This is a genomic window from Litoreibacter ascidiaceicola (genome assembly GCF_900129235.1).
Classification (GTDB): Bacteria; Pseudomonadota; Alphaproteobacteria; order Rhodobacterales; family Rhodobacteraceae; genus Litoreibacter; species Litoreibacter ascidiaceicola.
The window spans coordinates 238,541-253,039 of record NZ_FQUV01000005.1 but is presented as its reverse complement, the minus strand read 5'-3'; the positions used below and the strand labels follow the sequence as shown (position 1 = coordinate 253,039).

Here is a 14,499-nt window from a genome sequence, read left to right as displayed (position 1 = left end):
GTTAGAGGATTTTGTGCTGATTGGACATGAATGAAAAATGTAACGGCCTTCACACAAGAATGCCTGCCAGTTCCTTCCGATGACTTTCTTCTCTTTGATACTGATCAATTCTTTGGCCACGACACTGGATTGTTCTACGTTGAATTAGGCAAGAATGGCCTAAGCAATCAAGCACTATTAGGCCTTGCTGAACAGATACGCGACGAACAGCGCCGCGTTCTAGGCTATATCCTTGAATGTCCGCTTCGGGCTTCCAGCCGCTTCTAAAATCCGACCTTTCAACACTAACTGCACACTGCAACCCGGCCGGCATGTGCTCTGCTTGTGTCTTGATCCCCCTTTTTACTAGCCATTGCGCCCTTAGTGCGATAGGTCGCGCGCAAACACTCCTTACAAGGTTAGTCTAATGGACCTTCGCAATATTGCGATTATCGCTCACGTTGACCACGGCAAAACGACGCTCGTGGATGAAATGCTTAAGCAATCCGGCTCTTTCCGCGCGAACCAGGCTGTGGCCGAACGCGCCATGGACAGCAATGATCTGGAACGCGAGCGCGGGATTACGATTCTTGCCAAAGCCACCTCGGTTGAGTGGAAAGGCATTCGTATGAACATCGTCGACACCCCTGGCCACGCGGATTTCGGCGGCGAGGTGGAGCGCATCCTGTCCATGGTGGACGGCGTTGTGCTGCTGGTCGATGCGGCTGAAGGCCCGATGCCCCAGACCAAATTCGTAACCTCAAAAGCGCTGGCCTTGGGTCTGCGTCCGATTGTGGTCTTGAACAAAGTAGACAAGGGCGATGCCGAGCCTGACCGTGCTTTGGACGAGTGTTTTGATCTGTTCGCGAACCTTGGTGCGACTGACGATCAGTTGGACTTTCCGTCGATGTATGCCTCTGGCCGGTCGGGCTGGGCTGACATGGAGCTGGATGGCCCGCGCAAAGACCTGTCGGCCCTGATGGACCTGATTGTCGAGCATGTGCCTGCCCCTGCGCAGGTCGCAAACCGTGACAAGCCGTTCAGCATGCTGGCGACCACCTTGGGCGCCGATCCGTTTATTGGCCGTCTTCTGACGGGTCGTGTCGAAACCGGCACGTTGAAAGTCGGTGAGACTGTTAAGGCAATGTCGCTGGACGGCACCAAGGTCGAGCAGTTCCGCGCCACAAAAATTCTGGCAGCGCGCGGTTTGACTCAAGAGCCTATCGACGTGGCTGAAGCCGGTGACATCGTCTCGCTGGCCGGTATGACCAAGGCAACCGTGGCGGATACGCTTTGCGCTGTGGAAGTGAGCGAAGCGATCCCTGCGCAGCCGATTGATCCGCCAACCATTACCGTGACCTTCGGGATCAATGACAGCCCGCTGGCGGGCAAGGACGGCAAGAAAGTGCAGTCACGCGTTATTCGTGACCGCCTGATGAAGGAAGCCGAGTCCAATGTCGCCATCAAGATCAGCGACACCCCCGGTGGCGACGCTTTCGAGGTTGCCGGTCGTGGCGAATTGCAGATGGGCGTTCTGATCGAGAACATGCGTCGCGAAGGGTTTGAGTTGTCGATCTCCCGCCCGCAGGTTCTGTTTCAAGAAATTGACGGCGTGCGCCACGAGCCAATCGAGGAAGTCACTGTCGACGTGGATGACGAATATTCGGGCGTTGTGATCGAAAAGCTGACCGGCGTTCGCAAAGGCGATCTGACCGAGATGAAGCCTGCCGGTGCCGGCAAGACCCGCATTATCGCGCATGTGCCGTCGCGTGGCCTGATCGGCTACCACGGGGAATTTCTGACCGACACGCGCGGGACAGGCGTTCTGAACCGCGTGTTTCACGAATGGGCGCCGCATAAGGGCGAAATTCCGGGCCGTCGTGCAGGGGTTCTGATCTCGATGGAAAGCGGCGTGTCCGTGGCCTATGCGATCTTCAACCTTGAAGACCGTGGCAAGTTCTTCATCGGCGCGCAAGAAGCGCTGTATCAGGGCATGATCATCGGGGAGCATTCCCGTGAGAACGATCTGGAAGTGAACCCGCTGAAAGGCAAGAAGCTGACCAACGTGCGGGCCTCCGGCACTGACGAAGCGGTGCGTCTGACCACACCAGTGCGCATGTCGCTGGAAGAGGCGATTGCCTATATCGACAATGACGAACTGGTCGAGGTCACCCCGAACGCCATCCGTCTGCGCAAGCGTCACCTTGACCCGCACGAGCGCAAACGCGCGTCGCGCTCGGCTTAAGGTCACTCCGATAACTTGATGTGAGGCCTCGGCAGAAATGCCGGGGCCTTTTCCGTTGCAGGAGCCTTGGATGGTGTAAGTCGCTGGGCAGACAAATCGCGCGTTTTAATGTATCTTGGCGGCGTCCAGCGAAGGTACACCCAATGAAGGACCGCTACGAAAACCCAGTGTCTACCGATTCCCAAGCTGCGCGGGACGCGTATGTTTCAGGGCTTGATCTGTTCCTTGGTGCCGGAACCGGGGTGGAAGCCGCACTCACTTTGGCCAACCGCGAAGACCCCGATTTTGCCCTGCCTTACGCGGTTCTGGCCCGCTACCGTCAGCTTATTGGAAACGTTGAAGGCGCACGCGCGGCCCTAGATGCGGCACAGAAGTGCGGCAGGCCGTTGACCGACCGCGAGCAACGGCAGATCCATATCGTCGGGTTATTGGTCGCGGGCCGAAGCACCGCCGCCTACGATGCCGCCCGCGAGCAACTGCGCGACTATCCCCGCGACGTGCTTGTCGCACAGGCCTGCCTTGGCGTTCTGAGTTTGATCGGGTTCAGCGGACAGCCCGGGCGGGAGGCGGACAACCTTGCAATGGCGGAAATTCTAGCGCCGCATTACGGCGACGATTGGTGGTTTCAAGGTCTTTTGGGCTTTGCACAGGTTGAGGTGGGGCAGTTTGATCGCGCAGAGATCAGCATCGACAAATCCCTGACGGCGAATCCGCGAAATGCTCATGGTGCCCATTTCCGGTCTCATCTTTACTATGAGACCGGCCAAACCGACGCCGGATATGTGTTTATCACCGACTGGCAAAGCTCTTACGAGAAAGAGGGGCAAATGCACTGCCATATCGCGTGGCACATCGCGCTGTGGGCGTTGGCGCGCGGTGACACAGATGAGATGTGGCGGGTGGTAGACCGCGATATCGACCCCAGCGGGGCGTGGGGGCCTCCACTCAACGTGATGGTTGATCTGGCCGCCGTCCTCTACCGCGCCGAACTGTCGGGCGTCGAGGTTCCTAAGAGGCGCTGGCAGGTCGTTTGTGACTATGCCGCCGCGAAATTCCCACAACCGCGGTTGGGGTTCGCGGATGCACACGCGGCACTTGCCTACGCGATGGCCGGACGGTCAGAGGCGCTAGAGCGCATCATTATCGGCGCCAAGGGCCCCGCCGCAGATATAGTGCGCTATCTGGCGGAGGCGTTCAGGGCTATTGCGGATCAGAACTGGTCTACGGCGAACGACTATTTGACCAAGGCGATGTGGGATCATGCGCGGCTGGGGGGAAGTCGTGCGCAACGCGATCTGATTGAATATGCGTCGATCGGGGTCTTACTGCGACTGGGACGTCACGACGAAGCGCGCCGGCAATTGGCCATGCACCGCCCCCAGGCCGCGATTGGCAACGCGGTCCTCGGGCTTTGATTTGCGTCGCTGCAGGCCGCCTTCACGCACGTTCTTTTCAACGGGCTTAATGTCGGGCAAACTGGCCGCATTGTTTTTTGGAGTTTCACAATGCGCCTACACCGACTTGCCCTGATTTTGATGTTGCCACTGGCCGCCTGTCTTGATGTCGAATCCGAGGTTACGATCGGCGAGGACGAGATCATTACCGCCGACACCACGATGGTGCTGGGGCGTCAGCTGTTCGATATGATGCAGATGATGGGGGAGCAGGGGGCAGGGCTTTGCCCGCCGGACTCCGAGAAGGTTGAGACACCGGAAAGCGTGTCCTGCCGGACCACCGAGACCATGACCATCGACGACGCCATGAAGGAAGCCGAGAAGGCCAAAACCGAAGACCCGTTCTTTGGCGAGATGGAGTTTGTGCGGCTGGATGACGAGCGGATGAAGATCAGCCTGCCGCTGGACTTTGAAAACATCGAAGGCAAGCCGGACGAACTTGACGCCAGCAACCCGATGTTCGGAATGATCACCGGTGGGTTGGAAGGGTCCGAGATTGTCATGCGGTTCCGCGCGCTGGAAGTGGAAAGCTCCAACGGGACGATTTCTGCGGATGGCACGACGGTGGAGCTTGTGATCCCGACGCTGGAGATTATCCAGCCGTCTGGCACCTTGCCGAAGACGTTTGAAGCGGTTCTGAAATATCGCGATTGCGGGTTTTTCGGCTGCTGACGGAATTTGAGTATTTTTGACCAAATGGAAACAGGGGTTTGCCATGCGTCTTCAGCGTTGCAGCTCGAGGCAGGTCTTGCGACGGGCGGGCAACACGAAGGCCGCGCCTGCCTGGTATAGTTTGCTCACGTAGTCCGGATCATCGCTGCGTAGAATGAGCAAGCCGGGGGCGGTGCCGATGATCGCGACATTCGCGGGGATGCGGGTGCCTTTGGGGACCGCCGCCGTGGCGATTGTGCCCGTGAGCATGGCGCCGAGGGCCAAGGCGACCCATGCGACGGCGAGGGTGCATATGATCAGGAACGGGCGCATCTAGTAGTCATATATGTGCTCTAGCGCGCTCAGCTTCAATGTGGGGGTGAGCGTATGCAACTGGTTGACTTTCATCGCAACCAGCACGCGGGTTCGCTCGTAAAAGCCAACGCGATTGGTGATGGACAGCACGTTCAGATCGTCACGGAGCACAGGATTTGCGCGGGCGTCGAGGCTGATAAGGATGTCGTCATTGCCCGCGATTTCCAAGATGCGGGCCTGACTGTAGTCGAAGAGGAGCTTTTCGACGAGTTTGGTGAAGGTGCGGTAGCGGGGGGCTTCGGCGATGATGATGCCGCCTTCGTTGGAGATCACGGTGATCTCGGGATAGGCCGTCAGATCATCGGGCGTGACGCCTTGGATGGCGATGCGCATGGTAAGCTCGTCCACACCCACCGCGCCTGCGGCCTTGGCGATGAGGCGGGCATAGGCCGCCTTGGCTTTCCATTCGATGCCGAGTGCGATGCGGCGCTCGTGGGAGCGGACCCCTTCGGTGGGCGCGGCCATGAGCTTGGCGTACCATGCGTCGAAGTCGTACTTGTACCACGGGATTTCCTGCAGGAATGTGGCGTAATCGGCGGCCATTGCCATCTCGACCTTATCTTGCGGCGAGGTGTCGGAGGTCCATGACGCGACGCGCCCGATGGTTTCCTCGTAGGCGGCTTTGAACAGCATCTCCAGCGTGAAGCTGGCGCCGATGGTGTAGATCGTCAGCTTGGCATCGGTGCCTGCCTTGCCCAGCTCATCTGCCTTTTGGGTCAAGGCGCAGAGGGACGACCAGAAGCCGATGATAGCGTTGGTATAGGGGAAGTTGTGCGGGTCGGCGCGTTTCAGGACCTCGGCGTAACCCTCATAGGCGTAGACGATGTGCCACTCAGGGTAGGTCAGATAGGTGCGGGCCTCAGCCCGTTGCCATGCGGGGTCGGTGATGTATCTAGCCTCGGCCTGTTCCAGCGGGGTGCCGCGGCACATGGTTTCGGTGTAGGCGATTGGGGTGGCGATCAGCAAGATCAGCGCCAGAAACGCCAGCCCGAGCCATTTGAGCAGGCGCTTCATTTGCGGCCGAAATAGTCGGCGGCGAGGGCGAAGCCACCTAAGAACAAGTGCGGGATGTTGGCGGCGAGCTTGATCAGGAAGCTGGGGTATTCATAGAAACCGTAGATCAGGATGCCCGCGTCCAGAAAGCCGGAACCTGTGGCAAGGCCGAGCAGGCCGTCAGCAAAGTACAAAGCGCCGAAATAGGTCAGGAAAATGCGGCTGGCGCGGTGCGAGATCAGCGCGGCGGCGAGCGCCCACAGGGCGGAGGCGACGTGCAGCAGGTCGTCGAACACATCGAGCGCGAAGATGCCGAAGGCGTAGCCTTGGTCGTCGATGATGCCGGGTATCGGCAGGTAGTTCAGCGACGCCGCGATAAGCAGCGAGACAAAGTAGCCGAGTGTGATCAGGCGCAATGTGGTCATCGGGCTAACCCCTTGCCATATATGTGTCCCACATCGCATGGCGGAACAGGTTGGTGGGGTCCATGGCGCGCTTCTTGGCCACGAAGGGGCGTAGGCCGGGATAGGCCTTGATGATCTGGTCTTGGCGCGCATGAAGGCGGTAGGGCAGGTAATAGCTGCCGCCCAGATCGAGCGTGCGGTCGATCAGTTCCTGCGTCATGCGCTTCATGTCCTCCTCACCGCGATGGGTTTTCTCCTGAGAGAACAGCATCACGCAGGCGATGCGGTCGGCGGGGGCGTAGCTGAGCCAGCTTTCGCCGTCTTGGGCGACATAGCGCAGCGTGATGTTGAGCAGCTCTTGGTAGCTTGAGGGGATCACCTCGCGGCAGGCGTGTATCCAGCCTGCGAATTTGTCGGGTGCGATGAAGTATTCGTGCAGGATGTCGGTGCGGGTGTCGTCGCGGTCGTCCAGCGTGATGACTGGCTCGTTCAGCAACGTGTTGCGGGTGACCTCGCCGCCGCCGATCCATGGCCCAAGGCCGGACTCGAACCACCAGCGACGATGCTTGGCGCTGTCGGAGCCGAGCTGCGCGCGGAAGACCGACCGCGCCGCTTTGGACATGAAGCCCGATCCGGGGGCGGGGGGCAGGTCGCTTTGATCCTGAGTTGGGCGGTAGGTGATCATCATCGCCCGCTCGAAAAAGCGATCCTTGCTGACGTCGAGGCGACCATAGGCCATTTGTACGCCGGTCTCTCCCTTGACGGCTTGCACGAAGCGGGGGCCGAACAGCTCGGCGTCCATCTTCTCGAAGGTCGGTTGCAGGCGGGAGTTGGACACCATCTTGACGGTCATGTCGGTGATCACGCCAAACAGCCCGTAGCCGCCCATTGCGGCAAAGAAGATGTCGGCATTCTCGTCGCGAGAGCAGTTGATATAAGACCCGTCGGCCAGCATCATGCGCAGGCTGACGACGGTAGAGCCCATGCCGGAATAGGGCGTTGGCCAGCCATGAGCATTGACCGAAAACGTAGCGGCCACGCCGAAATCATTGTTGGACTGCATGACGGCGGGAGAGAACCCTTCCGCGTCCAGCTTGGCGATCACGGTCGACCAGCGGGTGCCAGCGCCGCAGCGATAGGTGAGCGCGGTTTTGTCCATCTCGATCCAGTCGTGGTCCATGGTGATCGTGGTGCCAGCAACGGCCATGCTTTGCCCGCCCATCGAATGGCGCGCAGCGGAGGCTATGACGGGGCGGCCCGCTTGTTTGGCGTCGGCCAACTCGGCCCTGAGCGCGTCGATCTGCGGGGTCTCGAACCGGTCAGTGAGCGTGAGATGTTTGGCCACCCGCGTTGGTGACAGCTCGGAGGCGTCATTGAGGACAAGCGGATCGTTCGAGACGCCACCAAGCAGACGACCGGACGGATCGGGCGTGGTGTAATACTTGCGGGTTGCATAAGCGCCAGCCAATGCGCCGGTGCCGAGCAGGAATGCGCGTCTTGTATTGCTCATCTGGTGTCCTCTGCCCCGTCTTCTGTTTCGACCCCGTCATTGAAATTTCCGCGGAGTTTGTAACGGATATCGGCAGATTAAGCAGATTCTATCTGTTTGGCAAAAGATGCGTTGCCACCCGCTGGCGAACTAGGAGGCCTTGGCGAGCGCCTCGGCGCGTAGGAAGACAGGGCGGTCCGGTGTGGATTGATCCGGCTGGTAGGCATAGCCGCCGGTGTCGAAGTCGCGGATTTGCTCTGGCTTGGTCAGGCGGTTCTGGATGATGAACCGCGCCATCGCGCCACGGGCCTGCTTGGCATAGAAGCTGACGATCTTTGGGCCGCCGGGTTTGTCCTCGTAGAATTGCGGGGTGACGACATTCAGCGTCAACGCGTCGGGCTTCACCGCGCCGAAATATTCCTGACTGGCGCAGTTGATGAGCGTGTCGGTTTGCACTTGTTCGGCCTGTGCGTTCAGCGCCTCGCTGATGGTGCTGCCCCAGTAGTCATAGAGCGACTTGCCGCGCTGTGTTTTCAGGCGGCTGCCCATTTCCAAGCGGTAGGGCTGGATCGCGTCGAGGGGCTTCAACAGGCCGTAGAGACCCGACAGGATGCGCAGGTGGTTTTGGGCGAAGGTGACTTCGTCTTGGTCTAGACTTTTGGCCTCCAGCCCCGTGTATGTGTCGCCCGCGAAAATATACATCGCGGCTTTGGCATTTTCGGGCGTGCTGGCATCGGCGAAATCGCGGAAGCGGTCTCGGTTCAGCGTCGCCAGATTTTCGGAGATGTCCATTAGCTTGCGCAGATCATTGACGGACAGCTTACGGGCCACCTTTGCCAATTCGTTTGCCTGTGTCTGGAACTCCGGCAGGGTCGGGGTGATGTCGACAGCGGACATATCCAGTTTCTTGGCGGGCGAAATGACTGTCAGCATGGGGCGGTCTCCTTTGGGAGGCAATGTAGTCGGCTAGGCGCTGGCCTCAAGAGGCTTTCAGCACATTCAGGAATGCCTCGCCGAAACGCTCCGCGCGGCGATCGCCCAGAAGGCGGGCCATGGAGTTGGGGTCGCTTGGCTTTATCTCGGCCACCTTCGCGATCAAGGAGGCGGAGCAACTGAGGGGTTTGTCGTAGCCCTCGGGGCCACGGGAGAGATTGGCTTGCGCCTCTAGTAGTTGGTCGTAGAGCGCGCCGCTGTCGCGGCCTGCCAGCTTGCGGCGGGTCGGGTGCAACTCTGGGGTTGGCGCGCCGTTGATGATTTCCAGAAAGGCCGCGCCGAAGCTTTCGAGCTTCTTGGCCCCAACGCCGGAGATGCGGGCGAATTCGTCCAGATCGGCGGGGCGGGTTTCGGCCATCTCGATCAGGGTCTTGTCGTTGAAGATCACATAAGCGGGCGCGCGGGCCGCCTCGGCAAAGGCGCGGCGTTTGGCCTTGAGGGCGGAGAGCAGCGGCGCATCTTCGTCCGAGACAAGCGTTTTGACGGCGGGGCGGTTCGCGCCCTTCTTGATGGTATCTTTGCGCAGCGTGATCGTGGCCTCGTCGCGCAGAATCGGACGAGCGGCCTCGGTCATGCGGAACGCGCCGTGGCGGGACGGGTCTGGGCGGATCAGGTCGCGGCCCATCATCTGCCGGAACACCGCCTGCCAGCCGCGTTTGTCGTATTCCCCGCCAATGCCGAAAGTGGGCAGTTGGTCGTGACCGCGCGCCTGCACCTTGTCGGTGGAGTTGCCCAAGAGGATGTCGATCAGGTGGCCTGCGCCGAAATACTCGCCGGTGCGCAGGATGGCGGACAGTGCCTTGCGCACGGCGACGGTGCCGTCGAACGTGTCGGGGGCCTTGTCGCACAGATCGCAGTTGCCGCAGGTGATATCGGTATCGCCGAAATATTCCAGCAGGGGTTTGCGGCGGCATTCAAGCGCCTCGGCCAGTCCGAGCAGCGCGTTCAGGCGGGCGTGGTCGGCGGCTTTGCGGTCGTCGGGGGCAAGGCCCTCGTCGATTTGCTGGCGGCGGAAGCGGATGTCGTCTGGGCCGTAAAGCGTCAGCGTGTCGGCAGGGGTGCCGTCGCGGCCTGCGCGGCCGATTTCCTGATAGTAGCCTTCGATGGATTTTGGCAGATCGGCGTGGGCGACCCAGCGGATATCGGGTTTGTCGACGCCCATGCCAAAGGCGATGGTGGCGACAACGATGAGGCCGTCTTCTTGGTTGAACCGGCGCTCCACCTCGCGGCGGTCGTCCTTGTCCATGCCGCCGTGATAAAAACAGGCGGAATGGCCTGCCTCACGCAGGGCTTGGGCCAGCGTTTCGGTTTTGGCGCGGGTGCCGCAATAGACGATGCCCGCCTGATCGCGATGCGCGGCGGCGAAGTCGAGGATCTGGCGACGGGGGCCGTCCTTGACCTCGAACGCGAGATTCAGGTTGGGACGGTCGAAGCCCTGCATAAAGGTTTCGGGCTGCACCCCGTCAAACAGTCGGATGACGATTTCTTCGCGGGTTTCGGCGTCGGCTGTCGCGGTGAAGGCAGCGAGGGGGACGTTCAAGGCGCGGCGCAGCTCGCCGATGCGCAGGTAATCGGGTCGGAAGTCGTGGCCCCACTGGCTGACGCAATGTGCCTCGTCCACGGCGATCATGGTGCAATTGGCACGGGTCAGCATGTCGCGCGTGCCGGTAGAGGCGAGGCGTTCGGGGGCGATGTAGAGCAGTTTCAGGGTGCCCGCGTGCAGCGCGTCGAAGACCATGTCGGTCTCTTCCTCGGTGTTGCCTGAGGTGAGCGCACCGGCCTGCACGCCCGCCGCCCGCATGGCGCGGACCTGATCGCGCATCAGGGCAATCAGCGGTGAGATCACCACGGTTAGCCCGTCACGTGCCAGCGCAGGCAGTTGGAAGCACAGGGACTTGCCGCCACCTGTGGGCATGATGGCGAGCGTGTTCTTTCCTGCGCAAACGGCATCCACAATGTCGCGTTGGCCGGCACGGAAGGCGTCGAATCCGAATATATCGGCCAGCAGCGTTTGCGGGTCTTGCATGGAGGTGTCGCCTGTTTTTGTCATTTGCTCGATTTTGACCGAAACTCCCATATTTTACTTGTGCAAACAATCCCTGTGACCACTACATCTAGAAGAAGTTTTTGCGAATGACTTGCAATAAGAGTATCTCTGCTTACATATTTTCTGCGATGCAGCTAATGCTTCGCCAACCGATCTTGCAAAAGGAGGTCTTAAGATGACCTTTCTCAAAACCACGACTTTCGCCCTTTTCACCATGGCAAGCGCCTCGACGGCCTTCGCACAGGACGTGACATTGCGTTTCCAGCACTTCGTGTCGCCGAAATCAGCGAACCCGACCTATTTCATGCAGCCATGGGCGGACAAGATCGAGAAGGACTCGGATGGCCGCATCAAAGTGGAGCTGTACCCGTTCATGCAGTTGGGTGGCAAAGCGCCGAACCAGTATGACCTGATCCGCGACGGTGCGGTGGATGGCGGCTGGGTGATCCCCGGCTACCAGCCCGGTCGCTTCCCCGAGGCGGAGGCGATGGAGCTGCCCTTCATGACCACCAAATCCGGCGAGGCCGCATCGGTGGCGGCTTGGAAATTTACCCAGAAATACCTGATGGACGACTTCAAGGACGTTCACCTTATCGCGGCCCACATGCACGGTCCGGGGATCGTGCACAAGAAAGGCCCGTCGATCAAAAAGGTCGAGGACTTCAAGGGTCTGAAACTGCGCGGCCCGTCGCGCCCTGCAACGCTGTTGCTTGATAAAATGGGGGCAACTCCGATTGGCATGCCTGTGCCGGCCTTCCCCGAGGCGCTGTCTAAAGGTGTCGTGGATGGTGGCGTGATTACATGGGAAATGTCGCCGTCGCTGAAGCTGGACGAATTGACAGATAGCCACACGGATGTAGCAGGTGATCAGGCGCTGTATAACCTGTATTTCATCTGGGCGATGAACAAGGACAAGTACGACAGCCTGCCCGCCGATCTGAAGGCTATAATCGACGCCAATTCCGGCGAATTCGCATCCGCTTGGGCCGGTCGCGCCCATGACGAGGGCGACGTGGTCGGCAAGCAGGTGATGACCGCTGACGGCAACGAAATCGGGGTTCTGTCCGAGGAAGAAACGGCCCGCATCATGGCGCTTGGCGAAGAAGTCACTGCCGAGTGGATCGTTGAAGCGACAGAAAAAGGCCTTGATGGCGCGGCCCTCGTTGAAGATGCCAAAGCGTTTGTTGCTGAAGGTCAGTAATTACCCAATGTCGCTAGTGAGATTACCCAGCCGCTCCGAATTTCGGGGCGGCTTTTTCGTTAGTCTTTGCGAATGTCGATGGATTTGAACAGGCCTTCGGTGTCCGTCGCGCGATACCGCGAAAGCAACGGTTGCGCCACGATGCCACCAAAGCGCGCCTCGGTGAGATACACGTCGCGATTTAGAATGTAGCAGTAAAGACCACGGCAGGTTGTCCAGTCACCCGTCCCGACATACCGCCATTGGAAGCCACCCGACATGCTGACATTGGTGCATTCCACCTGTCGCCCGCTGCCATCGGTCGCTTGTTCGCAGCAGTCGTTGCAGAAGTGCCAAGCGTAGCGCGGGAAGCTTTTTCGGGCGACACCACAACCGGGGCAGAAATGATCGGGGGTGTCGGTCATGCCGTCAATCCGGTGAGGTTTTCCAGAAGCGAAACCATGTCCTTCCGGCTTAAGCTATCGGGCAGGGCTGTATCGAGAATTGGCATATATTCGACGTCGCCAATGGCCAGCACGATCATATTTTTCACCGGCTTGATGGCTGACACGGTGCTCCATGCCGCCCAGTTTTCGGTTCTGGCGGTGTGGACGCGGTAGCCGTCTTGCTCCAGCGTCACGGTGACCCCGCCAAGTCGCGAGGGGGAGTTTCGGATACCTGCGGCCATCTTTCTATAGCGAAGCGCGCTCCATGCAATGCACGCATAGACTCCGACTAAAAAGCCGAAGAGGCCAGCAGCACCGTTGGAGGACGACAATGCCCGATCTACCAAGGCCGCGACGGCTGCGCCGCCAAACAGTAAACCAAAGGTTTGCCACCATTTTGGATTGAAATTAGCGGACAGTGCTTTGGAGGCGACCGCTTGGTTCACATCCTTCCAGTCGAAAGAGAACGTGACCGGCGTCATGCGGGTTCCAGAAACGTGATGTGGGTGGAGCCATATTTTTTGCTTTCCAGCACCACGAAACCCTCGGGCGCGGATTGCGGGGTTTCTTCTTCCCAGATGATCAGCGCGTCGTCGGCGATCCAGCCTTGCGCCTTGGCATTGGTGAGCGCTGCGGGGCCAAGTGCCTTGCCATAGGGCGGGTCGAGAAACACCAGATCGAAGGGCTTGTAGGGGTTCGCGGGCAGGCGGGTGGCGTCCCATGTGAGCGCGTTGGTGACCTCGCCCGCGCGGAGCTTGGCTATGTTCTTGCTGAGGATTTTGTAGCCCGCGCGCCCCTTTTCGATAAAGCAGACCTGACTAGCGCCGCGTGACAAGGCTTCCAAGCCAAGCGCGCCGGTGCCAGCGAACAGGTCCAGCACCCGTGCGCCGTTTACGGGGTCACCAAAGCGCCCGCCCGCCAGCACGTTGAACAGGCTTTCGCGGATGCGGTCGGTGGTGGGGCGCAGGTGGCCCGCCTCGTCGCCCTTGCCAACGGGCGTGAGGGCGACCGAGCGGTGGATGCCGCCGATGATCCTCACTTGAGCAGGGCCTTCATGTCGGTGTCAGGGTCGCTGACCAAATCCGCCGAGGGGCTTTTGCCCGCCTCGATCAGACGCTTGCCGATCATGTAGCTGCGCGGGTCGTTCATCGCATCGACGGCCAGCAGTTTGTCGCCCTTGTAATACCAGTAGGACACCGCATCATCGATGTGGCGCACGGCGATTTTGTCGTAGCCGGTGTTCAGCCCCGCGATTTGCAATTTGACGTCGTATTGGTCGGACCAGAACCACGGCATCGGCATGTAATCCTTGCCTGCGCCCATGATGTTTTCGGCCACAAGCTCGGCTTGGTCGATGGCGTTTTGCACCGACTCCAGACGGATGCGCCCGCCTTGCCAAGGGAAGGAGGCGCAGTCGCCGGCGGCCCAGATATCGGGGTCGGAAGTGCGGCCATGGGCGTCGGTCTCAACGCCGTTATTAATGGTCAGACCCGCGTCCGCCGCAAGTGCGTCACCCGGTGTGATGCCGACGCCGACGATCACCATATCTACGTCGATATGGCTGCCATCGGTCAGCTTGGCACCGCTGACATGGGACTCTCCCAGCAAGCGGTCCAGCCCGACACTTTCCCGAATATCGACGCCATGTGCTTCGTGCAGCTTGCGAAAGTAGCCGGAGGTCTCGGGGGCCGCGACCCGTTGCAGGATGCGGTCGGCCATCTCGATCACGGTGACCGTCAGCCCCATCTTGGAGGCCACGGCGGCGGCTTCTAGTCCGATATATCCGCCACCGACGATCAAGGCGCGTTTGCCGGGGGCCATTTCGGCTCCCATGGCGTCCACATCATCCAGGCTGCGCACGACATGTACGCCGTGCAACGCACCGCCAATGCTGGCGGGCAGGTGGCGTGGGTTGGAGCCGGTGGTCAGCACGAGTTGGTCGTATTCGAGCGTCTCGCCCGCGACGGAGACCGTCTTGGCCGCGCGGTCAATGGCGGTCACGGGTGCGCCAAGGCGCAGGGTGATGTTCTGATCCGCGTAGAATTGTTCGGGGCGCAGGAACAGGCGCTCTTTCTCCATTTCACCCAACAAATAGGCCTTGGACAGTGGCGGGCGTTGGTAGGGTGGCACGGTTTCCGACCCGATCAGCGTGATGTCCCCGTCAAAGCCCGAGTTGCGCAACTTGGCTGTCAGGGATGATCCGGCCTGCCCTGCCCCGATCACGATAATATGGCTCATGCAGA

General features: G+C 60.2%; 15 protein-coding genes. 5 read left to right on the top strand and 10 right to left on the bottom strand.

Annotated elements, in window-relative coordinates:
• Nucleotides 1-30: 30 nt before the first annotated feature.
• From BUB72_RS12255 to BUB72_RS12240, 4 genes are all read left to right on the top strand, one after another.
• The gene (locus BUB72_RS12255; protein WP_073144148.1) at nucleotides 31-267 is read left to right on the top strand and encodes a hypothetical protein; all 237 of its coding nucleotides are present in this window, start codon (nucleotides 31-33) and stop codon (nucleotides 265-267) included.
• A gap of 139 nt (nucleotides 268-406) precedes the next feature.
• Nucleotides 407-2,224 carry a translational GTPase TypA gene (typA, locus tag BUB72_RS12250; protein ID WP_073144145.1) on the top strand — a complete coding sequence of 606 codons (1,818 nt, stop codon included), beginning with the start codon at nucleotides 407-409 and terminating at the stop codon, nucleotides 2,222-2,224.
• 143 nt (nucleotides 2,225-2,367) lie between these two features.
• The gene (locus BUB72_RS12245; RefSeq protein ID WP_073144143.1) at nucleotides 2,368-3,639 is read left to right on the top strand and encodes a tetratricopeptide repeat protein; all 1,272 of its coding nucleotides are present in this window, start codon (nucleotides 2,368-2,370) and stop codon (nucleotides 3,637-3,639) included.
• A 90-nt stretch (nucleotides 3,640-3,729) separates the two neighbouring features.
• Nucleotides 3,730-4,350: a hypothetical protein gene (locus tag BUB72_RS12240; RefSeq protein WP_073144140.1), complete on the top strand. Its 621-nt coding sequence runs from the start codon at nucleotides 3,730-3,732 to the stop codon at nucleotides 4,348-4,350.
• A 51-nt stretch (nucleotides 4,351-4,401) separates the two neighbouring features.
• Here the strand turns inward: BUB72_RS12240 and BUB72_RS12235 are convergent, their stop codons facing one another.
• The 6 genes from BUB72_RS12235 to recQ all read right to left on the bottom strand — a co-directional run bounded on the left by BUB72_RS12235 (nucleotide 4,402) and on the right by recQ (nucleotide 10,609).
• On the bottom strand, nucleotides 4,402-4,662 hold the full coding sequence (locus tag BUB72_RS12235; RefSeq protein ID WP_073144138.1) for a hypothetical protein: 261 nt from the start codon (nucleotides 4,660-4,662) through the stop codon (nucleotides 4,402-4,404).
• On the bottom strand, nucleotides 4,663-5,718 hold the full coding sequence (locus tag BUB72_RS12230) for a hypothetical protein (RefSeq protein WP_073144136.1): 1,056 nt from the start codon (nucleotides 5,716-5,718) through the stop codon (nucleotides 4,663-4,665).
• The gene (locus BUB72_RS12225) at nucleotides 5,715-6,122 is read right to left on the bottom strand and encodes a hypothetical protein (RefSeq protein ID WP_073144135.1); all 408 of its coding nucleotides are present in this window, start codon (nucleotides 6,120-6,122) and stop codon (nucleotides 5,715-5,717) included. Before BUB72_RS12225 ends, BUB72_RS12230 begins: the two co-directional genes overlap by 4 nt.
• Nucleotides 6,123-6,126: 4 nt before the next feature.
• On the bottom strand, nucleotides 6,127-7,611 hold the full coding sequence (locus tag BUB72_RS12220; protein ID WP_073144133.1) for an FAD-binding oxidoreductase: 1,485 nt from the start codon (nucleotides 7,609-7,611) through the stop codon (nucleotides 6,127-6,129).
• A 129-nt stretch (nucleotides 7,612-7,740) separates the two neighbouring features.
• Nucleotides 7,741-8,523, bottom strand: a complete 783-nt coding sequence (yaaA, locus tag BUB72_RS12215) for a peroxide stress protein YaaA (RefSeq protein WP_073144131.1) — start codon at nucleotides 8,521-8,523, stop codon at nucleotides 7,741-7,743.
• A 46-nt stretch (nucleotides 8,524-8,569) separates the two neighbouring features.
• Nucleotides 8,570-10,609, bottom strand: coding sequence for a DNA helicase RecQ (gene recQ, locus BUB72_RS12210; RefSeq protein WP_073144401.1), 2,040 nt, complete (start codon nucleotides 10,607-10,609; stop codon nucleotides 8,570-8,572).
• A gap of 196 nt (nucleotides 10,610-10,805) precedes the next feature.
• Between recQ and BUB72_RS12205 the strand changes: the two genes are divergently transcribed.
• Nucleotides 10,806-11,831 carry a TRAP transporter substrate-binding protein gene (locus BUB72_RS12205; RefSeq protein ID WP_073144129.1) on the top strand — a complete coding sequence of 342 codons (1,026 nt, stop codon included), beginning with the start codon at nucleotides 10,806-10,808 and terminating at the stop codon, nucleotides 11,829-11,831.
• Between the two features lie 59 nt (nucleotides 11,832-11,890).
• Here the strand turns inward: BUB72_RS12205 and BUB72_RS12200 are convergent, their stop codons facing one another.
• From BUB72_RS12200 to BUB72_RS12185, 4 genes are read right to left on the bottom strand one after another with little or no spacing between them, the layout of a single operon-like run.
• A complete protein-coding gene (locus tag BUB72_RS12200; RefSeq protein ID WP_073144126.1) occupies nucleotides 11,891-12,235 on the bottom strand; it encodes a hypothetical protein in 345 nt (114 codons plus the stop codon).
• Nucleotides 12,232-12,738, bottom strand: coding sequence for a hypothetical protein (locus BUB72_RS12195; protein WP_073144125.1), 507 nt, complete (start codon nucleotides 12,736-12,738; stop codon nucleotides 12,232-12,234). Before BUB72_RS12195 ends, BUB72_RS12200 begins: the two co-directional genes overlap by 4 nt.
• Nucleotides 12,735-13,295, bottom strand: coding sequence for a 16S rRNA (guanine(966)-N(2))-methyltransferase RsmD (gene rsmD, locus BUB72_RS12190; protein ID WP_073144122.1), 561 nt, complete (start codon nucleotides 13,293-13,295; stop codon nucleotides 12,735-12,737). The genes BUB72_RS12195 and rsmD overlap by 4 nt, the downstream gene beginning before the upstream one ends.
• Nucleotides 13,292-14,494, bottom strand: a complete 1,203-nt coding sequence (locus BUB72_RS12185) for an NAD(P)/FAD-dependent oxidoreductase (RefSeq protein ID WP_073144120.1) — start codon at nucleotides 14,492-14,494, stop codon at nucleotides 13,292-13,294. The genes rsmD and BUB72_RS12185 overlap by 4 nt, the downstream gene beginning before the upstream one ends.
• Nucleotides 14,495-14,499: the final 5 nt, after the last annotated feature.